This is a genomic window from Streptomyces sp. ME19-01-6 (assembly GCF_033793745.1).
Taxonomy (GTDB): Bacteria; Actinomycetota; Actinomycetes; order Streptomycetales; family Streptomycetaceae; genus Streptomyces.
On sequence record NZ_JARAXF010000001.1, the window covers coordinates 89742 to 112150 of the forward strand.

Below are 22409 nucleotides of genomic sequence, written 5' to 3' on the forward strand. Positions count from 1 at the left end.
GTCAGAAGCTGTGCGGGAGCCAGGGCGCCGGGTCGCTGAGGAAGGCGGCCGACGCCTCGGACAGCGAAATTCCGCCAAGATACGCCGCGCCCAACTCCCGCTCACACTCGGTCAGGGCGTGGTCCAGGGCGCGCTCCTGCGGCGGCTCCTGGACCCCGCCGAACGCGAGCTCCAATGTCCCGAACCACTCGTCCCAGTGGGACGAGTCGAGCACCCGCGGCGCTATCGTCATATTCCCATCCCTAGCAGGGATTTCCGGTACAGGTGAGCGAATTTCGCTTACGATTGCCCACTCCGGTGGGTGGTTCGACGCGCCACGAATCGACGCGCGTCCGAACGGGTGGGTAGGGTCCCGATGCGATGACTGGCGGCGTAGACACTCCAACAGCCCGGATGCGCAAAGCACTGCACCGGGCTCGCACTGGCGTGCGCAAGGCCGGAGTCGACTACTTCCGCGGTGGCGGCTCGGACCGGCTCGCCCTCACCTTGCTGCTGCTCTCCGTCCCGACCATCGCCTTCGGCACCATCGCCATGCCCAGCTGGTGCGCCCCCGCCGCCCTGGTGCTGCCCATCGTCGCGGGCGGCCTGGTGCTGCGCCCCGCCAGCCTCCTCGCGCTCTACGGGGCGGCGGCCACCGCCCTCATCGTCGAATCCGCCATCCTCGGCCCCTATACCGAGGGGGACACCTCCGCCCGGGTCACCCCCGGCACCATCCTGGTCGTCGCGGCCGTCGGCTTCTTCGGTCTGCTCATCGCCCAGTTCCGCAGCCGTGTCGGGGTGCCCTGGCGGCGCGGCGGCACCATGCTCTTCGACCTGCGCGAACGCATCCGGGTGCAGAGCAAGCTGCCCGGCCTGCCCAGCGGGTGGCACCGCGAGATGGCGCTGCGCCCGGCCGGCGGGCAGTCCTTCTCCGGCGACTTCGTCGTCGCGGCCCGTACGAACGGCGGCCGCACCCTCGAAGTCGTCCTCACCGACGTCTCCGGCAAGGGCATGGACGCGGCCTCCCGCGCCCTCCTGCTGTCCGGCGCCTTCGGCGGCCTCCTCGGCTCCCTGCCGCCCCACGGCTTCCTCCCGGCCGCCAACGGCTACCTGCTGCGCCAGGACTGGGACGAGGGCTTCGCGACCTCCATCCACCTCGTACTCGACCTCGACAGCGGCGATTTCGAGCTCTTTTCGGCCGGACATCTGCCCGCGCTGCAGCTGAGCGCGGGTACCGGCAAATGGGAGGAGAAGACCGCCGACGGCCCCCTGCTCGGCGTCTACGACGGCGCCCAGTTCGACCCCACGAAAGGCACGCTGCGCCCCGGCGACGTCCTGATGCTCTTCACCGACGGCCTCGTCGAGACCGCCGACCGCGACATCAGCGAAGGCATCGACCGCCTGACCGGCGAGGCCGACCGCTATGTCGCCTCCAACTTCCACGGCGCGGCGTGGCACCTGATCGAGACGGTCGCCAAGGACGTCAACGACGACCGGGCGCTGCTCCTGATCTGCCGCCAGTAGCGCGGCGCTTCCGCCCCCATCCGGGTCCTTCCGGGTCCCTCGCCGCCTCCGGCCCCTCCCAGGGGCTCTGAGGGCCCTCACAGGGCCGCGAGGGGGCCTTCCCCGGCCTGCCCGGCACCGACGGGGCGGGGGGTAGCCCTACCCCGGAAACGGCGGCAGCCGTCATGGCTGTGAAACCCCCGAGATCCGTACGTTCGAGGCATCGACAACGAACCTCGGAAGGGCGGAGACCATGCGGCTGCGGAGGCGGCGCGAAGAGCGACGGGCTGAGCGGCGGACAGAGCGCCGGGAGGACTGGCGCGAGGCGGTGAGCGGCGCGGGGGGCGCTGCCATCGAACTGCAGGGCGTGCGGCGCCAGTACGGGCGCGGCTCGCGCGCCGTGCACGCCCTGCGCGGCATCGACCTCATCCTCCCCCGGGGAAGCTTCACCGCCGTGATGGGCCCCTCGGGCTCCGGCAAGTCCACATTCCTGCAGTGCGCCGCCGGCCTCGACCGGCCGACCGCGGGCTCGGTCCGGCTCGGCGGCACTGAGATCACCGGCATGAGCGAGAACAAGCTCACCGCGCTGCGCCGCACCCGCCTCGGCTTCGTCTTCCAGTCCTTCAACCTCCTCCCCTCCCTCACCGTCGAGCAGAATGTGGTGCTGCCGATGCGGCTGGCGGGGGCGCGCCCCGACCGGGGCCGGGCCCGGGCCGTGCTCGCCCAGGTGGGGCTGCACGAGCACGCCGGGCGCCGCCCGGGCCGGCTCTCCGGCGGCCAGCAGCAGCGGGTGGCGATCGCCCGCGCGCTCGTCACCAGCCCCGACGTCGTCTTCGCCGACGAGCCGACCGGTGCCCTCGACACCGGCACCGCCGCCGAGGTGCTCGGACTGCTGCGGCAGGCCGTGGACGCGCTCGGCGCGACCGTCGTCATGGTCACGCACGACCCCGTGGCCGCGAGCTACGCCGACCGCGTGCTGTTCCTCGCCGACGGCTCGATCGCCGACAGCATGACGCGCGCCCCCGCCCAGGAGGTCGCCGCCCGCATGGCCCGGCTCACCGCCCGCGCGGCCGCCGGCGCGCCCGGCATGCCGATCCGTACGCCGAGCATGCCGACCGGTGCGCCCACCGTGGCACCCTCGCCAGGGGAGACCGTCCGATGAAGATCTTCGGCAACGGGCTGGCCCGCGCCGCCGTCCGCTTCAAGCCCGCCGCCTTCGCGGGCACGTTCATCGCCCTGATGCTGGCCGCCGCGATCGTGTCGGCCTGCGGGATCCTGCTGGAGTCCGGGCTGCGGGCCACGGTGCCGCCCGGGCGCTACGCGAGCGTCCCGGTCGTGGTCGCCGCGGAGCAGCGCGTGGGGAACCGGGAGGAGTCGGAACCCGCGCCCGACCGCGTCCGGCTCGACGCCTCGCTCGTCGCCACGGCCGCCCGCACCCCGGGAGCCGCGGCCGCCGCGCCCGACCTGACCTTCCCCGTCCGGGGCGGCGACGCCGCCCTGACCGCCCACGGCTGGGGCTCGGCCCCCTTCACCGGGATCGCGCTCGGCTCCGGCACGGCCCCGCGGAAGGGCGAGGTCGTGCTGGACCCGGCCGCCGCCCGCGCGGCGCGCACCGGCGTGGGCGGCCGCATCACCCTGACCGCGGCCGACGGCGGCCACCGCTTCCGGGTGTCCGGTATCACCCGTACGGGTGCGGCTCAGGACTCCGGGCCCGTCGTCTGGTTCACCGACCCCCAGGCGCGGGCCCTGTCCGGCCACCCCGGCAGCGTCGACGCTGTCCTCGTCCGCCCCGCCCCCGGCACCACCCCCGGTGACCTGGCGGCCGGCCTCGAGCGCGCCCTCAAGGCGGTGCCCGCCGCACGCGTGCACACCGGCGAGGGGCGCGGCGCCGCCCGGGAGCCCGGGCTCGCCGGGGCGAAGGAGCTGCTGGAGGGGATCGGCGGCTCCTTCGGCGGGATCGCCACCATGGTCGCGATCTTCACCACCGTCGGTACCGTCGCGCTCTCCGTCGGCCAGCGCGGCCGCGAGATCGCACTGCTGCGCGCGGTCGGCGCCACCCCGCGCCAGATCCGCCGGTCCATCGCCACGGAGGCGCTGCTGGTCGCCCCGCTCGCGGGGGCGATCGGCACGCTGCCCGGCATCGCGCTGGCGCACTGGTGGTTCGGGCAGCTTCGGGACAGGGGCGCGATCCCGGCCGGGGTGGAGCTCGCGGTCTCCTGGATCCCGCTGGTCAGCGCGGTCGGCGCGGGGCTGGTCGCCGCGCTGCTGGCAGGCCTGGCGGCCGCCCGCAGGCCGGCGCGGATCAAGCCGGGCCAGGCGCTCGGCGAGGCGGCCGCGGAGCCGTTCCGCCCCGGGGTGATCCGGACGCTGCTGGGCCTCGCGGCCCTGGCCGGCGGTGGTGTCCTGGCGGGCGTGGCGGCCGCGGCGACGGGGGACGACGCGGTCAACGCCGCGCTGGGCGTGGTGATGCTGTTCATGCTGGCCGTCGGCCTGCTCGGTCCGTTCGTCGCCCGCGGCTGCGCCTGGCTGGGCGGCCTGCCGCTGCGGGCGGGCCGGGCCCCGGCCGCCCTGGCCGCGGCCAACGCCGGGGCCAACGCCCGCCGCCTGGCCTCGGCGATCACCCCGCTCGTGCTCGCGATGGCCTTCGCCTCGACGCTGGTCTTCATGCACACCAGTGAGGACCACGCGACGGCCGGGCAGCGGCGCGCGGGCATCGTCGCCGACCACGTCCTCTCCGCGCCCGGCGGCCTGCCCGCCGACGCCACGGCCCGGGTCGGCTCGGCCCGGGGAGTGGCGGCGGCGGTCGGGGTGCTGCGCACCGGCGTGCTGGTGACCCGGGGCTCGGGCGACGGCGCGTGGCTGGAGAGCGCGTCGGCACAGGGCGTCTCGGGGGCCGGCCGCGACCTGGCGGCCGTGCAGGACCTCGACATCCGCACCGGCAGCCTGGACGCGCTGGACCGCGGCGCGGTGGCCGTGGACGCCGGCCTCGCGTCCTCGGCGCATGTGAAGGTCGGCGACCGGCTCCGGCTGCGCCTTCCGGACGGCACGGCGGTCGCGCCGAAGGTCGTCGCGACGTACGGGCGGGGGCTGGGCCTCGCCCAGGTCACGCTGGCCCGCGCGGCGCTGGCCTCCCATGTGACCTCGGCCTTCGACAGCCATGTGCTGGTACGGGACGACAAGGGCGCCGACCCGGCGGCCGTCGCGGCCGCCCTCGGCCCCCTCGGCGAGGTCACCGGACCCGGAGGCTACGCGGCCGCCCGGGACGAGGAGGCCGAGCTCAACGTCTGGGCCAACACCGTCATGGCCGCGGTCCTCGGCGGTTTCGCGGCCGTCGCCGCCGCCAACACGCTGGTGATGACCGTCCTGGACCGCCGCCGGGAGCTGGGCATGCTGCGGCTGATCGGGTCGACGCGGCGGCAGGTCCTGGGGATGGTGCGCTGGGAGGCGCTGCTGGTGGTCATCGCGGGGGTCGCGCTCGGCACGGCGATCGCCCTGGCGACGCTCGCGCCGATGACGCGCGGCATGACCGGCGAGGGCCCGTACCTCCCGCCGTTGACGTACGCGGGGTTCGCGGGCGCCGCGGTGGCGCTCGGCCTGCTCGCGACGGGGCTGCCCGCCCGGGCGGTGCTCCGCCGCGGCCGGACCGGCTGAGGCCGGGAACGGCGAAGAACGCACCGGGGCCGTGTACGACGGCCCCGGCGCGGTCTTCTGTCGGGCTCGGGTCGGGCGGTCAGGCCGCCGTGGTGGTGCGCTGACGGGCCTGCTCGGCCGGGTCCTTCCGGAAGGCCCAGGCCATCTTCGGCTCCATCGCGAAGCGGAAGACGCGCTGCACCGGTGGTGTGCACAGCAGGGTGATCACTGTGGCGGCGATGATGGTGACCACGATCTCGCCCAGCGGCTCGTGCAGCCACGGGTTCTCGTCGTACCAGCCCCAGAAGCGGGAGCCCTTGGCGAGGAAGCCGTGCAGCAGATACCCGTACAGGGTCCCGGCGCCCAGGGCGGTGAACCACATCCGGCGCCGCGGCACCCAGGCGAAGAAGCAGGTGACCAGCACCATCGAGCAGCCGAAGAGCGCGAGGGTCATCACGGGCCCGGTCCACGGCGCCGCGGCCAGCTCCTGGACGCTGTCGCGGCGGTAGAACCACGCCGAGTTCATCCGGGGGCCCGCCCAGTAGGCGAACACGAACGCGCAGGCGAACACCGGCAGGGCCAGCATCCGCATCCGGGGCCCGCGCATCTTCTGGAAGTGCTCCGGCTTCATGTGCAGCCCGATCACGAAGAACGGCAGGAACTGCAGCACCCGCTGCAGATCGAGGTCGTCACCGATGTCGGGGGAGACCGAGGCGAGCGTCGCGATGGCCAGTGAGAGCGGGACGGGCCAGCGGATGATCTTCCAGATCGGGGTGGTCACCCGCCAGACGAACAGTGCGATCAGGAACCAGGTGAGGTACCAGGGGTCCAGCAGACTGAAGTCGTACGTGGGGTCGTCGTCCGCCCAGCGCTTGAAGAAGGTGTACGCGATCTCGAAGATCAGATACGGCACGGCGATTCCGGTGATGAGCCGCTTGAGCCGGTCGGGCCGCATGTCGAAGCTGCGCGAGAAGTAGCCGGAAATGAGGATGAACGCCGGCATGTGGAACGTGTAGAGCGTCATGTAGAGCGCTTCGGCGGTCCGGCTGTGGTCCGTCAGCGGCTCCCACGCGTGGCCCATGGCGACCAGGACGATCGCGAGGTACTTGGCGTTGTCGAAGAACGCGTCCCGCTGTTTGGGCTTGGGCCTGTCGGGGGCGGCCGGTGGACCCGTCTGATGCCCTGCTGTGTCGCTGTGCGGTGTGGGGGGAGTGGGCTCCGCCTCCCGGGCCGGGGGGAGCGGGGTCCGCTGATAACCGTGCGGGCGCAGGGAGTTGGTCACAGGCCCTCCCACCAGGAACTGGGGGAGAGGACCCGGGACCACACTGCGCGCCGGGGAGTGATGGCAGTGTGGAACATCTGAGGCACGATAGCCCCGAAACCTGTATTGCGTAAAACCTCGTTCAGTGCTTTGTTGCCTATCCCATATATGGCGGGCGCAAGCATCTGCGGCGGGTAAGTCGACAAAGTGATCCAAGTGTGCGGTGTGGCGGTCCAAGGGTGCCCGAACTGTCGCATTTCATCCCACTTAAATGGTGACATATGCCCCGCAACCGGCTCTGGCGGAATGTCTGATTCATTGGTGCTTTGTCGTTACGCTCCGACTCGCGGAAACAGGTTCGCCGTTAATTCGGAATTCCCGCCGGACTATGTGATCAAGTCCAATTCCGATCTTCGGGCAGGCCCTCGAATTGTGGGCGGCGTCACTCAGGCCGGGCTCGTCCGGGGCTGCTTCGACGGGTGGTTCGTTGGGTAGATGACGTGCGGGGCGAAGGGGCGGCGGTTCCGTCACGCTGCTCCAGCGGGGCGGGAGTTGATGGCACGATGGTGTCGCGGGGGTGTGCGAGGTCGCGTGCTTCCGGGCCGGTGAGATGCGTAGCGACCGAGGGTGCGTGATCAGTCGTGGTCATATCTGTGTCTTTGGTGGTGCTGGTGGGCATCATCCTTGTGTTGATGGTGCGCAACGGCAAGATCACCTGGGGGCCGGCCCTCGTGGCGGCGCTCTTCGGGTTCCTGCTCGCCTCGTCCGACCTGGCACCGAACATCCAGGACTTCCTCGACTCGGTCTCGCACTCGATCAGCGAAATCGACATCTGACCCGGAGGATCACCGGGAAACGTGTACGGCCCGGCGCCGGGAGAATCCCCGGAACCGGGCCGTGAGCCATGGAGCGGGCGACGGGAATCGAACCCGCGTAGCCAGTTTGGAAGACTGGGGCTCTACCATTGAGCTACGCCCGCCTGTGCCGCCGCCTCGCCGGATGACCGGGCGCGGTCGTCGAGCGTGATCGCTCGATCCGCGGCACGGGAAGCATCGTAGCGGGTCCGCACCACATCCCGCACACCCTTGCCCACCAGTCGGAAAAGCGGCAGCCGTGGCCTGCGCGGGCATGTACCCTACGTGTCGCACCGGCGGGGTGTGGCGCAGCTTGGTAGCGCGTCCGCTTTGGGAGCGGAAGGTCGTCGGTTCGAATCCGGCCACCCCGACCACCATCACGTTCGTCATGAGCGCAAGATCGCATTGTGGGCCGCGTCATGCGTGCGGTTACTATGCAAGCTGCGCGTCTGTGACTTTCTCTACCGGGCGCGATCCGCTGAAACGCACGACAGCAACGCAGCAGAACACCAAGAAGTCAGCCCCAAGGAGACCGAACCGTGAAGAGCGCCGTGGAGACCCTGAACCCGACTCGGGTTCGGCTCACTGTCGAGGTGCCCTTCGAGGAGCTCAAGCCCAGCCTCGACGCGGCGTACAAGAAGATCAACCAGCAGGTCACGGTGCCCGGCTTCCGCAAGGGCAAGATCCCGGCCCGCGTCATCGACCAGCGGTTCGGCCGCGGTGCGGTGCTGGAGGAGGCCGTCAATGACGCGCTCCCGAAGTTTTACTCCGACGCGGTCAACGAGGGGGAGCTGAACCCGCTCGGCCAGCCCGAGGTCGACATCACCGAGCTCAAGGACAACGAGCTGCTGGCCTTCACCGCCGAGGTGGATGTACGCCCGGCGATCGAGATCCCGGACTACTCCGGCATCGAGGTCACCGTCGACTCCGTCGAGGTCTCGGACGAGGACATCGACAAGGCCGTCGAACAGCTGCGCGACCGCTTCGCCACCACCACCGCGGTCGAGCGCGCCGCAGCCGAGGGCGACATCGTGGTCGTCGACCTCGAGGCCAAGGTGGAGGGCGAGGTCCTCGATGACGGCGTCGCCAGTGGCGTCAACTACACGATCGGCTCCGGCGAGCTGCTCGAGGGCATCGACGAGGCGGTCACCGGCCTGGAGGCCGGCGGCTCCGCCACCTTCACCTCCGAGCTCAAGGGCGGCTCCGCCCAGGGCAAGGAGGCCGAGGTCTCGGTCAAGGTCTCCGAGGTCAAGGCCCGCGAGCTGCCCGAGCTGGACGACGACTTCGCCCAGCTGGCCAGTGAGTTCGACACCCTCGAGGAGCTGCGCGGGGACACCCGTCGGCGCCTGGAGCGGTCGAAGAAGTTCGACCAGGCCACCCAGGCCCAGGAGAAGGTGCTGGACGCCCTGCTGGAGCTGGTCGAGGTCCCGATCCCCGAGAAGCTCCTCGAGGACGAGATCCAGACCCGCAAGCACAACCTGGAGCACCACCAGCTCGGCCAGATGGGTCTGACCCTGGACTCCTACCTGCAGATGCAGGAGAAGACCGCCGAGGAGTTCGACGCCGAGCTCAAGGAGCAGGCCGAGAAGGGCATCAAGACCCAGTTCGTGCTCGACGAGCTGGTCAACAAGGAGAAGCTGTCCGTCGGCCAGGAGGAGCTCACCGAGCACCTGATGCGCCGTGCGCAGTCCTCCGGCATGAGCCCGGACCAGTTCGCCCAGGCCGTCGTCGAGGGCGGCCAGGTGCCGATGCTCGTGGGCGAGGTCGCCCGGGGCAAGGCCCTCGCGGTCGTGGTCGAGGCCGCCAAGGTGGTCGACGACAAGGGTGAGACCGTCGACCTGGACGATGAGGACGAGGCTGCCGAGGCTGCCGAGGCCGGCGAGATCGTCGAGGCCGCCGAGGTTGCCGAGGCCTCTGCCGAGGAATCCGAGGGCACGGCTGAGAAGGCCGACGAGGCCGACAAGGGCGGGGACAAGGCCGAGGGCTGATCGCCCGGCCGCCCTCCGCAGCCCGCATCCGAACGGGCCCGAACGTCCTTGCGCGTCCGGGCCCGTTCGCGGTTCCACGGGCCTTGTGGCGGCCTCTGAGGGGCACCCTGGGCGGCCCCCGCCCCGTACCCCGCGCCCGGACCCCGCCCAGCCCCGCCACCGGCCGGAACCTGCGCTCAGAGCGAACAGTTCCTGATGCGGGATGGCGGCCGCCGACCAGCGCGTTAGGGTCCGTAGATACGAGGGCAGGGGAGTCCCACGAGCCCGCCGGAGCGTACCGGCGGTTACGCCCCCGCGTCCCAGAAGAAGACGCTGAGACGGCCAGTCGCCGTCAGAGACGAGCAGGTGGATACGTGACGAATACGATGCCTTCCGCCGCCGGCGAGCCGACCTTCGGAGGCCTCGGCGACCAGGTCTACAACCGGCTGCTCGGTGAGCGGATCATCTTCCTCGGCCAGCCGGTCGACGACGAAATCGCCAACAAGATCACCGCGCAGCTGCTTCTGCTCGCAGCGGAGCCGGACAAGGACATCAACCTCTACATCAACTCTCCGGGCGGCTCGATCACGGCCGGCATGGCGATCTACGACACCATGCAATACATCAAGAACGACGTGATCACCATCGCCATGGGCCTTGCCGCCTCAATGGGCCAGTTCCTGCTGAGCGCGGGCACCCCCGGCAAGCGCTTCGCGCTGCCGAACGCCGAGATCCTGATCCACCAGCCGTCCGCGGGCCTCGCGGGCTCCGCGTCGGACATCAAGATCCACGCCGAGCAGCTGCTGCGTACGAAGAAGAAGATGGCCGACCTCACCGCCTTCCACACCGGCCAGACCGTTGAGCAGATCACCCGTGACTCCGACCGCGACCGCTGGTTCTCGGCCGAGGAGGCGAAGGACTACGGCCTGGTCGACGAGGTCATCGCCTCCGCCGCACACATCCCGGGAGGCGGCGGCACCGGGGCCTGAGCCGCCCGTCCGCCCCCAGTCGACCAAGACCACTGCTCATCATCAGGACGGTGCATGTGAACACCCAGAACTTCCCCGGCAGCGGACTGGACGCCCGCTACGCCGGCCCGCAGGCCGAGGCCCGCTATGTGGTCCCGCGCTTCGTCGAGCGGACCTCCCAGGGCATCCGGGAGTACGACCCGTACGCGAAGCTCTTCGAGGAGCGCGTGATCTTCCTCGGCGTGCAGATCGACGACGCCTCCGCCAACGACGTCATGGCGCAGCTGCTGTGCCTGGAGTCGATGGACCCGGACCGCGACATCTCGATCTACATCAACTCGCCCGGCGGCTCGTTCACCGCGCTGACCGCCATCTACGACACGATGCAGTTCGTCAAGCCCGACATCCAGACGGTCTGCATGGGCCAGGCGGCGTCCGCCGCGGCCGTGCTGCTCTCCGCCGGCACGCCGGGCAAGCGGATGGCGCTGCCGAACGCCCGCGTGCTGATCCACCAGCCGTACAGCGAGACCGGGCGCGGTCAGGTCTCCGACCTGGAGATCGCGGCCAACGAGATTCTGCGGATGCGTTCGCAGCTTGAGGAAATGCTGGCCAAGCACTCCACGACGCCGATCGAGAAGATCCGCGACGACATCGAGCGGGACAAGATCCTCACGGCCGAGGAATCGCTGTCGTACGGTCTGATCGACCAGATCGTCTCGACCCGCAAGACCTCGGTGGGCCTGGGCTGAACTCCGGTATCGGCGCCCCCCTTGCACCGAGTAGGGCCAAGGGGGGCCCGAACCGGGCCCTGGGCAAGGTACCGTCATAGGGGGCTGGGGTCTGCCCCCCGGTAACAGAAGCAGAAAGCGCAGCGCAAGCACCCGGATTCGCGGAACTGAGCGGATCCAAGGCGAAGGGGAATCACCTCGTGGCACGCATCGGTGACGGCGGCGACCTGCTCAAGTGCTCGTTCTGCGGGAAGAGCCAGAAGCAGGTGAAGAAGCTCATCGCGGGCCCGGGTGTGTACATCTGCGATGAGTGCATCGATCTCTGCAACGAGATCATCGAGGAAGAGCTCGCCGAGACCTCCGAGGTGCGCTGGGAGGAACTCCCCAAGCCCCGCGAGATCTACGAGTTCCTCGAGGGCTATGTCGTCGGCCAGGAGGCCGCGAAAAAGGCGCTTTCCGTCGCCGTCTACAACCACTACAAGCGGGTCCAGGCGGGCGAGAACAGCGCCCACAACCGCGACGACGGCATCGAGTTGGCGAAGTCCAACATCCTGCTTCTCGGCCCGACCGGCTCCGGCAAGACCCTGCTGGCGCAGACCCTCGCCCGGATGCTCAACGTCCCCTTCGCCATCGCCGACGCGACCGCCCTGACCGAGGCGGGCTATGTCGGCGAGGACGTGGAGAACATCCTCCTGAAGCTGATCCAGGCCTCCGACTACGACGTCAAGAAGGCCGAGACGGGCATCATCTACATCGACGAGATCGACAAGGTGGCCCGCAAGAGCGAGAACCCCTCGATCACCCGTGATGTCTCCGGCGAGGGCGTCCAGCAGGCGCTGCTGAAGATCCTGGAGGGCACCACGGCCTCGGTGCCGCCGCAGGGCGGCCGCAAACACCCGCACCAGGAATTCATCCAGATCGACACGACGAACGTGCTGTTCATCGTGGGCGGTGCCTTCGCCGGTCTGGAGAAGCTCATCGAGTCGCGCGCCGGTGCCAAGGGCATCGGCTTCGGCGCCACGATCCGCTCCAAGCGCGAGATCGAGGCGAGCGACCAGTTCCAGGAGGTCATGCCGGAGGACCTGGTGAAGTTCGGGATGATCCCGGAGTTCATCGGCCGCCTCCCGGTCATCACCTCCGTCCACAACTTGGACCGCGAGGCGCTGCTGCAGATCCTCGTCGAGCCGCGGAACGCGCTGGTCAAGCAGTACCAGCGGCTTTTCGAACTCGACGGTGTGGAGCTCCACTTCGACCGCCCGGCCCTGGAGGCCATCGCCGACCAGGCGATCCTGCGCGGCACCGGCGCGCGCGGCCTGCGCGCCATCATCGAAGAGGTCCTGATGTCGGCGATGTACGAGGTGCCGTCCCGCAAGGACGTCGCCCGCGTCGTCATCACCGAGGACGTCGTCCACTCCAACGTCAACCCGACGCTCGTGCCGCGCACCCGCGGCAGCGAGCCGGGCGAGCGCCACGAGAAGAGCGCGTAAGGCCGCCGCGAGGCGCCGTGAGACGCGAGGAGGGTCCCGGGAATCCCCCGGGACCCTCCTCGCGTCGTGCGGGCCGCAGCGCGCCGCTCAGGCGGGCTGACGCCGTCATCCCATGTCGTCGAGCGCGCCCGTCTTGACCCTCGATATGAACGCCCGCAGCGTGCGCCGTGTCGTCACCAGGACGACATCGGGGTCGTCGCTCTCGCGGAGCATGACCCCGTCGTCGCCCGCAGCGGCGACGTAGACGCAGGACGAAGCTTCTTCGCTGTAGGTGGACTTCCGCCAGCCGAGCGTGGACAACGCCATCTCCCCTTCAGATCTCCCGTGCGATGCGCCGAATGAAGTCCCGTGATTCCGCCGCCCCAAGAGCGGCCTCCTCCATACGGTCCAGCACCAGCCGGTATTTCTCCAGCTGAGCGGCATCATCGATCAGCTCGACGCCGTGCGCGGTGTCCAGCTGCACGGTGTCGAGCTGGGTGACGGGGCCGCAGAAGTAGTCGACCCCCTGGGCCGAGATGGGGAAGGACTGGCTGCCGAACGGGATCACGACAACGGTGACGTTGTCCCGCTCGCTCATCGCGATGACGTGCTCAAGCTGGGCCCTGGCCGTTTCGGGCCCGCCGAATCCCATCCGAAGCGCGGCTTCGTGGATGATCGCGGTGTACGGCAGCGCCTGATCCCGGAACAGGACGGCCTGCCGCTTGATCCGGTACGAGACGCGGTACTCGATGTCCGGCGGCATGAGCGGCGGGACCACACCCCGGAAGATCGCTCGGGCATGTTCGGGCGTTTGCAGCAGACCCGGGATTGTGATCACTTGCGCGACGCGCGCCGAGACGGCGTGGTGCTCCAGTTCTGCCAAGTCCAGCAGGCCGACGGCAACCGTCTCGCGGTACTCTTCCCACCAGCGCCGTTTGCGATCCCCTGTCATTCCGGCCAGTGCCTCGACGAGGGCCGAGTCAGCGCAGCGGTAGTTCTGGGCCAGAGTCCGGACCCGCTCGGCGCTCACCGCGTAGCGACCGGCCTCGATGTTGCTGATCCGCGCTTGGTTCCCGCCGAGCAGGCCGGCAGCCGCCGTTGACGACATCCCCGCGCCCTCGCGCAGCTTGCGCAGTTCGGCTCCAAGCCTCTGCTTTCGCGCGCCGCCACCGCCCACGCCACCCACGGACGCGGCCTCCTCCTCATTCGCCTGTGCGCCGACAACTGGGGCGGCTACCCGCTCACCGACCACCACTCCGGCACCAGCGGAAAGCTCCTCTGGTTTGAGCTGACCCCAGCCCCCGGTGCCTTCGGAATCGCTGCCTGACTTTGTGGTGAGTTTGAGACGGCGACACGCCGACGCGACGGCGTGTCGCCGTCCTATATCCACCACAAACCGCCGCGCCCCCTCACTGGGGGCGCGCCTTGTAGGTGACGACGACAAGGGCGCCGAGCCCACCGCCGGCTGCCGCCGTGAAGAGAGCCAACCAGGCACCCGCGTGTTGAGCGGTTGCCCCTGCGGTGACCGTCCCGGCGGCGATCCCAAGCTCTTCCGCCGCGACCATCCACATCATGGCTGCGACGGCTGTGTGTCGCGGGGCATGGGCGTCCAGCAGCTCGAACAAGCAGATCGTCATAGGCGCGAACGCGGCGCCGGCACTGACCAGAAGCACCACCCAAAAGCGGGGATGTCGAGGCGATGGTCAGGGGAGTCAAGGCAAGAGCGAGCCAGGTGAAGGCGGTCAGATAGCCGGTATTCGGCGAGGTCGAGCGATGGCGGGTCCCCATGGCCGTGCCGACCAGTGCGCTGCCCGCGGCCAGGCAGGCGAACATCCATCCGGCGTCTGAGGCTGAGCCCTGCTCGGCGGCCTGGGCGGGGAGGGCGACCGTCAGCGCTCCGAGGCACAGGCCCCCGCAGGCGTTGGCGGCACAAAGAAGCCGCAGCGCGGGGGAGGCCAGGACGCCCCAGCCGGTACCTGATGCGAGAGAAGAGTGACCGGTCGGTGGGTGGAGGGCCACCGGGCAGGTGCCGGTCACCAGGAGGGTCCCGGCGGTGACCACGCCCAGTTGTGGGGAGTATGCGGCCGCTGCGGCCGCGAGGAGCGGTCCGCAGATCTTGGTCGCTTCGGTCAGGACCGCGTCCAGGGCGTAGGCGCTGCGTACCAGATCCCGCGAGACCGCCTGGGTCCACAAGAGCCGGATGCTGGCCACGATGAACGGGGCGGCGGCGCCGGCGAGCGCGCCGAAGCAGATCAGCTGCGTGGTTCCCGGGGCGGTGGCCAGGCCGGTGGCGGCAACGGCGGTGAGCAGGGCCAAGGCGGCCAGCGGCACGCGGTGGCCATAGCGGTCGACCAGGTGTCCGCGCAGCGGTCCCGTCACGGTGCCGCCCATGCTCCACGCCCCGGCGACAGCACCGGCGTCCAGGAAGGACCCGGAGGAGTCGTGGCCGAGCAGCACGGTGGCCAGCGGGAAGATCGCGAAGCCGAGTTTGCCGGCGGCGGTGGCAGCGATCAGTCGGCGAGCTGTCCCGTACTTCAGCAGGTCCATGTAGACGCGCATCACAGCACGCTCGCATGGGCGGATCGCCTGTTGAAGCCCCGGAGGGGGAAGTTGGACGGCCGGGGCAGGGGCCACCGGCCCGAGCACCGCCGCCTCGGCCCGCGGCATGGCGGCAACCACAGGACGCGAGGAGGGCCCTGGGTTTCCCCGAGGGCCCTCCTCGCGTCGTACGGCCTCAGCGCGTCTCTCAGGCCGGTTTACGGGTGTCCTTGTAGATGCCCGCGGTCACCTTCGCGAACGCCTCCATGTCGGCATCGTCCACGCTCGTGTTCTCCGCGTTGACGTCCAGCACCATGGCCGCGTCCGTCTTCTCCGCCCAGGCGCACGCGGGGGCGTAGATCCGGTCGTACATCTTCACGACCTCGCACTCGATGCTCGGCCCGTCGGCGCCCTCGGGCTGGAACTTCTTGCGCTTCTCCTCGACGGTCGGGGAGGCGTCGCCGCCCGAAAAGCCCTTGAACATCTCGTCCCGGACCTTGTCGGGGTCGCTGAACTCCCCGTACACGCCGGAGAAGGCCAGCCCCGAGTTCGAGTCCTCGGCGCGGGTGTACTGGGCCAGGACCGAGGTGGCGCCCTCGGGCATCCGGTCCTGCACGCTGGTGCCCTCGTTCTCCAGGTCCTTGGTGCCCTTGTCCAGCTTGTACGTGCCGTCGTCCAGCGTCTTGGGGACGACCAGCTTCATCGCCTGGGGCTTGTCGTCGCCCTGGCTGAGCACCACGGCGCCGGTGGCGATCGCGCCGGCCACCACGAGACCGGCCGCCGTGATTGCGATGATCTTGGTCTTGTTCCGGCCCCCGCCGGGCGCGCCGGGCCCGGGGAAGGGCGGCTGGGGCTGGGGCTGTCCGTAGGGGTTCGGCTGTTGCGGATAGCCGTAGCCCGGCTGCTGCGGCTGCTGTTGGGGGTAGCCGTAGCCCGGCTGCTGCTGCGTGTACGGATTGGGCTCCGAGGACGGTTGCTGCGCCCCGCCGTACGGGTTGGGCTGACCGCCCCCGTACGGGTTGGGGCCCGGCTGGCCTCCGCCGTAGGGGCCGGGCTGCGGCGGCGGCTGGTTGTAGCTCATGGTGTGGGGTATCCCCTCCGGGCTGCGGCCTGTGAACTTCGCTGAGCGGGCGGCTACTTGATCTCCACGCGGGCGTCCTTGCGGACCTTCGCGGTGGTCTCGGCGGCGGTGTCGATCGACATGCCCCCACCAGAGAGCGCGGACGAGACGTCGGAGACCACCACATAGCCGACGGTGCTGTGGTCGGCCCACATGCACAGCGGGATGGTGAAGCTCTTGGTGGACGAAGTGACGCCGGAGAACTTCACGTTCTGGCACTTCATCACGGCATCGTCCAAGCCGGCCGGGGTGACCTGCTGCGGGCTGCCCTCGAGCTTGGCGGTGCCGCCTCCCCCGACGCTGGAGTCCTTCTCGGCCTCCTGCGAGATCTTCGCGAAGGCGCCGTCGACGACCGCTTCGGGGTCCTTCACCTCGCCCCAGACGCCGTTCAGCTGCAGCTGCTTTTGGCTCACGCCTTCGCCGGACTTGTATTTCCCGCTCACTGGCTTCGCGTTCGTGACGCCGAACTCCTCGAAGTCCTTCGCGTCCGACTCGGACATTTCATCGCCACCGGAGGAGGGGTCCTTGGTGTACTCCGTCGCCACCGTCTCGGGCGTGGTGAGCTTGTAGCGCTTGCCCTCGTCGGCGACGACGTTCTTGCCGCCGCCGCCCCCGTTCCCGCCGCTGCCGCCCTTGTCGTCGTCCTTGTTGTTGAACAGCAGGAACCCGCCGACCACCGCGGCCACCACGACCACCGCGCCGATGGCTATCGCCAGGCCCTTCTTGTTGCCACCGCTCGGCGGGGGCGTCGGCTGGTACGGCCCGGGCACGCCGGGCTGGCCGTACGGCTGCTGCCCGTACGGCTGCTGGCCGTACGGGTCGGCCGGCGGCTGCTGCGGGTAGCCGTACCCGGCCTGGGGCTGCGGCGGCTGCTGGGGCTGGCCGTACGGGTTCGGCTGGCCGTAGCCGCCGCCGCCCTGCTGCGGGTAGCCGTAGCCGGGCTGTCCGGCCGCGCCGCCCTGCCCGTAGGGGCCCGGCTGCTGGGGCTGCTGGCCGTACGGGCCCGGCTGGTTGTAGCTCATGTCTGTCCTTCGCTTTGTTGCCGGTTGTTGCTAGCTGTCTATTTGGACGCGCGCGTCCTCGCGCACCTTGACGGTGAGCTCCGCGGCATCTCGCAGTGACATGCCCCCGCCGCCCAGGACCGCGGCCGCCGGGTCCACCATCACGGTGACGCCCAAGGTGTCCTTGTCGCCCCAGACGCACGCGGGCGCCTCCACGGATCCCTGATCCGACGTGAACTTCAACGCCTGGCACTTCAGAACGTCCCCGTCGAAGCCGTCGGGGGAGAACTCCTGGGCGCCGCCCTGAGCCTGCGCCGTGCCGTTGTCCTGCAGCGCCTTGACGATGACCGCCAAGGACAGGTCCGCGCCCCGCTTCGGGTCGGTCACATCGCCCCAGACCCCGGTGAACTTCATCATGTTCTTCCCCGAGGACTGGTAGTCGGCCGCCACCAGATGCGGGTCCTTGACAACCGGCACCTGCTGCAGGTCCTTCTTGCCCGACTCGGACAGGTCGTTCTCGTCCGTGCCGGCCCCCTGGCGCTGGTAGTCGCCGGCGACCGTCTTCGGGGTGGTCAGCTTGTACGGGCCGTCGTCGCCCCCGCCCAGCATGAAGTAGGCCCCGCCGGCCGCGGCCCCCAGTGCCACGACCACGCCCACCGCGATGCCCACGGCTCTGCCCCGGCGGCGGCCGCCCGGCGCGGGCGGCTGCGGATAGCCGTAGCCGGCGCCCGGTATCTGCTGCTGCGGCGGAGCCTGCTGCTGTGGTGGCTGGGCGTACGGATTCGGCTGGCCATATGGGCTCGGCCGGCCGTAGCCGCCGTACGTACCGGAGCCGTAACCGCCCGGCTGCCCGCCCTGGGGCGGATAGCCATAGCCCGGCTCCTGGGTGTAGGGATTATTGGGCACGGGCGGCTGACCGGCGCCGTACGGACCCGGCTGCGCCCCGTAGGGGCCGGGCTGCGGCGGCGGCTGGTGGTAGCTCATCGTGCCCTCTCCTCGATGCGCATGACAGGTGCGCAACATCCTTCCTGACGCGTTGCCCTCCCTTTGCGGCGGGGCCACAACGGGTTCGTAACGGAGTGCCGCGGCCCTTTAGACTGCGGTCGTGACCGAGAACTCTCAGCAGCGCCCCGACAGCGGGCCCAACAGCCACCCCGAACTGCCGACCCAGTACGCGCCGGCCGATGTAGAGGGGCAGCTGTACGAGCGCTGGGTAGAGCGCGGTTACTTCGAGGCGGACGAGAACAGCGGCAAAGAGCCCTACACCATCGTCATCCCCCCGCCCAACGTCACCGGCTCCCTGCACCTCGGCCATGCCTTCGAGCACACCATCATCGATGCGCTCACTCGACGCAAGCGCATGCAGGGCTACGAGACGCTGTGGCAGCCCGGCATGGACCACGCCGGCATCGCCACGCAGAACCGGGTGGAGCGCGAGCTCGCCAAGGAGGGCGTCTCCCGCCACGACCTGGGCCGCGAGGCGTTCGTCGAGCGGGTGTGGCAGTGGAAGGCCACCTCGGGCGGGCAGATCTCCGGCCAGATGAGGCGCCTGGGCGACGGCGTCGCCTGGAACCGTGAGCGCTTCACGATGGACGAGGGGTTGTCCAAGGCCGTCCAGACCATCTTCAAGAAGCTCTACGACGACGAGCTGATCTACCGCGCCGAGCGGATCATCAACTGGTGTCCCCGCTGTCTGACGGCCATCTCCGACATCGAGGTGGAGTACGACAACGACGACGGCGAGCTGGTCTCGATCCGCTATGGCGAGGGCGACGCCTCGATCGTCGTCGCCACGACCCGCGCCGAGACGATGCTGGGCGACACCGCGGTCGCCGTCCACCCCGACGACGAGCGCTACCGCCACCTGGTCGGCACCGAGATCGAGCTGCCGCTCACCGGCCGCCGTATCCCGGTCGTCGCCGACGAGCACGTCGACCCCGAGTTCGGCACCGGAGCGGTCAAGGTCACCCCGGCCCACGACCCGAACGACTTCGAGATCGGCCGGCGCCACGGCCTGCCGAACCTCACCGTCATGGACGAGCACGCGGTCATCACCGCCCACGGCCCCTTCCAGGGCCTGGACCGGCTGGAGGCCCGCAGCGCCATCGTCGGAGCGCTGCGCGCCGAGGGCCGGATCGTCGCCGAGAAGCGGCCGTACGTCCACTCCGTCGGCCACTGCTCGCGCTGCAAGACGACCATCGAGCCGCGGCTGTCCATGCAGTGGTGGGTCAAGGTCGGCCCGCTGGCCAAGGCCGCGGGCGACGCGGTCCGCGACGGCCGGGTGAAGATCCACCCGGAGGACATGGCCAAGCGCTACTTCGACTGGGTCGACAACCTCCACGACTGGTGCATCTCGCGCCAGCTGTGGTGGGGCCACCGGATCCCGGTCTGGTACGGGCCGAACGGCGAGGTCGTGTGCGTCGGACCGGACGAGCAGCCGCCGTCCGGCGAGGGCTGGCGCCAGGACAGCGACGTCCTGGACACCTGGTTCTCCTCGGGCCTGTGGCCGTTCTCCACGCTCGGCTGGCCGGAGGACACCGCGAGCCTGCGGAAGTTCTACCCGAACTCGGTCCTGGTCACCGGCTACGACATCCTGTTCTTCTGGGTCGCCCGGATGATGATGTTCGGCCTGTACGCGATGGACGGCACCCCGCCGTTCCACACCATCGCGCTGCACGGCATGGTGCGCGACCAGTTCGGCAAGAAGATGTCCAAGTCCTTCGGGAACGCGGTCGACCCGCTGGACTGGATGGACCAGTACGGCTCGGACGCGGTCCGCTTCACCCTCGCCCGGGGCGCCAACCCCGGCGTGGACGTGCCGATCGGCGAGGACTGGGTCCAGGCGTCCCGCAACTTCGCCAACAAGATCTGGAACGCCACGCGCTTCGCGCTGATGAACGGCGCGACGGTCGAGGGCGAACTGCCCGCCCCCGAGCGGCTGTCGGCGGCCGACCGCTGGATCCTGTCCCGGCTGCACTCGGTGGTCGCCGAGGTCGACGCGTACTACGAGGACTACCAGTTCGCCAAGTTGTCGGACAGCCTCTACCACTTCGCGTGGGACGAGGTCTTCGACTGGTACGTCGAGCTGTCCAAGACCACCTTCGCCCAGGGCGGCGAGGCGGCCAACGCCTCCCGGCGGGTGCTCGGCGAGGTCCTGGATGTGATGCTGCGGCTGCTGCACCCGGTCGTCCCGTTCGTCACCGAGAAGCTGTGGACCTCGCTCACCGGCCGGGAGTCGGTCGTCATCGCCGACTGGCCGGGTGACAGCGGCTTCCGCGACGCCGCCGCCGAGCGGGAGATCACCACTCTCCAGCAGGTGGTCACCGAGGTCCGCAGGTTCCGTGCCGACCAGGGCCTGCAGCCCGGCCAGAAGGTCCCGGCGCGGCTCGACCTGTCCGGCACCCCGCTGGCGGCCCATGAGGACGCCATGCGCTCGCTGCTGCGGCTGCAGCCGGCCGGTGAGGACTTCAACGCCACCGCCTCGCTGCCGGTCGCGGGTGCGACCGTGGCCCTGGACCTGTCCGGTGCCATCGACGTCGAGGCCGAGCGCAAGCGGCTGGCCAAGGACCTCGCGGCCGCCGAGAAGGACAAGGCGCAGACCACGGCGAAGCTGAACAACGAGGCCTTCCTGGCCAAGGCGCCCGACCACGTCGTGGAGAAGATCCGGCAGCGGCAGTCCACCGCCGATGCCGACATCGTGCGGATCACCGCACAGTTGGCGGCCCTGCCCCAGGGCTGACCACCTGACCGGTGACGAAGCGCCCCCGCCCCTCGCCCGAGGGCCCGCGGGGGCGCTTCGCGTGTGCGGGGTCACAGCCGGGACAACCAGGAACCAAACGCTTCGTTCCGGGAGTTATCGGCTCGTACGTCCTGGAAGGAGCACCGCCCCCATGAACAAGTCGCTGCGACGCGCCTCGGTGTTCAGCCTGCTGCTCGTGCTGGCCCTGCTCCTGTGGGCCACCTGGATCCAGGTGGCGAAGGCGCACAGCCTGGACGACAACGCGCACAACAGGCGTACGGCCATCAGGGAGTACGCCCAGCCCCTCGGCGACATCCTCGTCGGCGGAAAGCCCGTCACCGGCTCCACCACCACCAGCGGCGACCTGGAGTACAAGCGGACCTACACCGACGGCGAGCTCTACGCGCCGGTCACCGGCTACGCCTCGCAGACATACGGCACCACCCAGCTGGAGGCGCTGGAGCGGGGCGTCCTCGACGGCTCGGACTCCCGGCTGGCCGGCCCGGACCAGCTGCTGACCCGGCAGCGGGCCAAGGCAGGCGAGGTGGTCACCACCATCGACCCCGCCGTGCAGAAGGCCGCGTTCGAGGGGCTCGGCGGCAAGACCGGCGCGGTCGTGGCGATGGACCCGAAGACGGGCAAGGTCCTCGCCCTGGCGTCCACCCCCTCGTACGACCCCTCCACCTTCGCGGGCTCCTCCGCCGCCGACCAGAAGGCGTGGGAGGTGCTGCAGAAGGACAAGAAGCAGCCGATGCTGAACCGCGCGCTGCGCCAGACGTATCCGCCGGGCTCGGCTTTCAAGCTGGTCGTCGCCGCGGCGGCGCTGGAGGACGGGCTCTACGACTCCGTCGACGAGCCGACCAGGAGCCCCGACCCGTACCGGCTGCCCGGCACGGTCACCGACATGACCAACGAGAGCGCGTCGGCCCCCTGTGAGAACGCGACGATACGCACCGCGCTCCAGTACTCGTGCAACACGGTCTTCGCGAAGATGGCCGTCGACCTGGGGCAGGCCAAGGTGGCGGCGCAGGCGAAGAAGCTGGGGTTCGACGACTCGGGTCTTGACATCCCGGTGCGCGCGGCCAAGAGCGTCTACCCCAGCGGGATGAACGCCTCGCAGACCGCCCTGAGCGGCATGGGCCAGTTCGACGTCACCGCGACCCCGCTGCAGATGGCCATGGTCTCCGCGGCCATCGCGGACGGCGGCGCGCTGATGAAGCCCTACCTGGTCGACCAGACCACCGACGGAAGCGGCGGCACCCTGGACCGGACGGAGCCCGCGCGGTACAGCCGCGCCATGTCGCCGGACACCGCCGCGCAACTGCGGTCCGCGATGCGGACGGTGGTGGACCGGGGTACCGGCACCAGCGCGAAGATCCCCGGGATGACGGTCGGCGGCAAGACGGGCACCGCGCAACACGGCACGAACAACAGCGGCAATCCGTACGCGTGGTTCGTGAGTTACGCGGTTGACGGGCAGGGCCACCAGGTCGCGGTCGCGGTGGTGGTCGAGGACAGCGGCGCGGCCCGGGCCGACATCTCCGGCGGCGGCCTGGCGGCGCCGATCGCGAAGTCGGTCATGAAGGCGGCGCTGGGATGAGGCTTGGGTCACCGGGGGCGCGGGTGGTGTCAGGGGCCCCTCGTAGACTGGTGCC

General features: G+C 70.3%; 17 protein-coding genes, 2 tRNA genes and 1 pseudogene. 11 read left to right on the forward strand and 9 right to left on the reverse strand.

The window, feature by feature from the left end; genetic code table 11:
• Position 1: 1 nt before the first annotated feature.
• Positions 2 to 136, reverse strand: a pseudogene (locus PV419_RS53090) (GNAT family N-acetyltransferase); the annotation flags it as partial.
• A 257-nt stretch (positions 137 to 393) separates the two neighbouring features.
• Here PV419_RS53090 and PV419_RS00375 point away from each other — a divergent pair.
• The 3 genes from PV419_RS00375 to PV419_RS00385 all read left to right on the forward strand — a co-directional run bounded on the left by PV419_RS00375 (position 394) and on the right by PV419_RS00385 (position 5133).
• Positions 394 to 1503, forward strand: coding sequence for a PP2C family protein-serine/threonine phosphatase (locus PV419_RS00375; protein WP_415925200.1), 1110 nt, complete (start codon positions 394 to 396; stop codon positions 1501 to 1503).
• Between the two features lie 232 nt (positions 1504 to 1735).
• Positions 1736 to 2644, forward strand: coding sequence for an ABC transporter ATP-binding protein (locus tag PV419_RS00380; protein WP_319685573.1), 909 nt, complete (start codon positions 1736 to 1738; stop codon positions 2642 to 2644).
• Positions 2641 to 5133, forward strand: a complete 2493-nt coding sequence (locus tag PV419_RS00385; protein ID WP_319685574.1) for an ABC transporter permease — start codon at positions 2641 to 2643, stop codon at positions 5131 to 5133. Before PV419_RS00380 ends, PV419_RS00385 begins: the two co-directional genes overlap by 4 nt.
• A 79-nt stretch (positions 5134 to 5212) precedes the next feature.
• Here PV419_RS00385 and PV419_RS00390 read toward each other — a convergent pair whose 3' ends face one another.
• Positions 5213 to 6394: an acyltransferase family protein gene (locus tag PV419_RS00390; protein WP_319685575.1), complete on the reverse strand. Its 1182-nt coding sequence runs from the start codon at positions 6392 to 6394 to the stop codon at positions 5213 to 5215.
• A gap of 620 nt (positions 6395 to 7014) precedes the next feature.
• Between PV419_RS00390 and PV419_RS00395 the strand changes: the two genes are divergently transcribed.
• On the forward strand, positions 7015 to 7209 hold the full coding sequence (locus PV419_RS00395; RefSeq protein WP_055414018.1) for a hypothetical protein: 195 nt from the start codon (positions 7015 to 7017) through the stop codon (positions 7207 to 7209).
• 69 nt (positions 7210 to 7278) lie between these two features.
• On the opposite strand, the gene PV419_RS00400 is transcribed toward PV419_RS00395, so the two are convergent.
• A tRNA-Gly gene (locus tag PV419_RS00400) sits at positions 7279 to 7352 on the reverse strand.
• 172 nt (positions 7353 to 7524) lie between these two features.
• Between PV419_RS00400 and PV419_RS00405 the strand changes: the two genes are divergently transcribed.
• From PV419_RS00405 to clpX, 5 genes are all read left to right on the forward strand, one after another.
• Positions 7525 to 7601, forward strand: a tRNA-Pro gene (locus tag PV419_RS00405).
• Positions 7602 to 7766: 165 nt separating this feature from the next.
• Positions 7767 to 9215, forward strand: coding sequence for a trigger factor (tig, locus tag PV419_RS00410; protein ID WP_319685576.1), 1449 nt, complete (start codon positions 7767 to 7769; stop codon positions 9213 to 9215).
• A 353-nt stretch (positions 9216 to 9568) separates the two neighbouring features.
• Positions 9569 to 10183: an ATP-dependent Clp protease proteolytic subunit gene (locus PV419_RS00415; RefSeq protein WP_319685577.1), complete on the forward strand. Its 615-nt coding sequence runs from the start codon at positions 9569 to 9571 to the stop codon at positions 10181 to 10183.
• A 56-nt stretch (positions 10184 to 10239) separates the two neighbouring features.
• Positions 10240 to 10911 (forward strand): ATP-dependent Clp protease proteolytic subunit, encoded by a 672-nt coding sequence (locus PV419_RS00420; protein WP_319686181.1) that lies wholly within the window; start codon positions 10240 to 10242, stop codon positions 10909 to 10911.
• A 179-nt stretch (positions 10912 to 11090) separates the two neighbouring features.
• Positions 11091 to 12377, forward strand: a complete 1287-nt coding sequence (clpX, locus tag PV419_RS00425) for an ATP-dependent Clp protease ATP-binding subunit ClpX (RefSeq protein WP_319685578.1) — start codon at positions 11091 to 11093, stop codon at positions 12375 to 12377.
• A gap of 105 nt (positions 12378 to 12482) precedes the next feature.
• Here clpX and PV419_RS00430 read toward each other — a convergent pair whose 3' ends face one another.
• From PV419_RS00430 to PV419_RS00455, 6 genes are all read right to left on the reverse strand, one after another.
• Complete coding sequence (locus PV419_RS00430) at positions 12483 to 12683, reverse strand: DUF397 domain-containing protein (RefSeq protein WP_319685579.1); 201 nt, start codon at positions 12681 to 12683, stop codon at positions 12483 to 12485.
• 7 nt (positions 12684 to 12690) lie between these two features.
• Positions 12691 to 13542, reverse strand: coding sequence for a helix-turn-helix transcriptional regulator (locus tag PV419_RS00435; protein ID WP_319685580.1), 852 nt, complete (start codon positions 13540 to 13542; stop codon positions 12691 to 12693).
• Positions 13543 to 13736: 194 nt separating this feature from the next.
• Positions 13737 to 14915, reverse strand: a complete 1179-nt coding sequence (locus tag PV419_RS00440; protein ID WP_319685581.1) for an MFS transporter — start codon at positions 14913 to 14915, stop codon at positions 13737 to 13739.
• Between the two features lie 187 nt (positions 14916 to 15102).
• Entirely contained in the window at positions 15103 to 15975 is an 873-nt protein-coding gene (locus PV419_RS00445) for a hypothetical protein (RefSeq protein WP_319685582.1), read from the reverse strand.
• 53 nt (positions 15976 to 16028) lie between these two features.
• The gene (locus PV419_RS00450) at positions 16029 to 17036 is read right to left on the reverse strand and encodes a hypothetical protein (protein WP_319685583.1); all 1008 of its coding nucleotides are present in this window, start codon (positions 17034 to 17036) and stop codon (positions 16029 to 16031) included.
• A gap of 30 nt (positions 17037 to 17066) precedes the next feature.
• Positions 17067 to 17999, reverse strand: coding sequence for a hypothetical protein (locus tag PV419_RS00455; protein ID WP_319685584.1), 933 nt, complete (start codon positions 17997 to 17999; stop codon positions 17067 to 17069).
• Positions 18000 to 18120: 121 nt separating this feature from the next.
• Here PV419_RS00455 and PV419_RS00460 point away from each other — a divergent pair, with 121 nt between their 5' ends.
• Positions 18121 to 20754 (forward strand): valine--tRNA ligase, encoded by a 2634-nt coding sequence (locus PV419_RS00460; protein WP_319685585.1) that lies wholly within the window; start codon positions 18121 to 18123, stop codon positions 20752 to 20754.
• Between the two features lie 151 nt (positions 20755 to 20905).
• Positions 20906 to 22354, forward strand: a complete 1449-nt coding sequence (locus PV419_RS00465) for a penicillin-binding protein 2 (protein WP_319685586.1) — start codon at positions 20906 to 20908, stop codon at positions 22352 to 22354.
• The last annotated feature ends 55 nt before the right edge of the window (positions 22355 to 22409 follow it).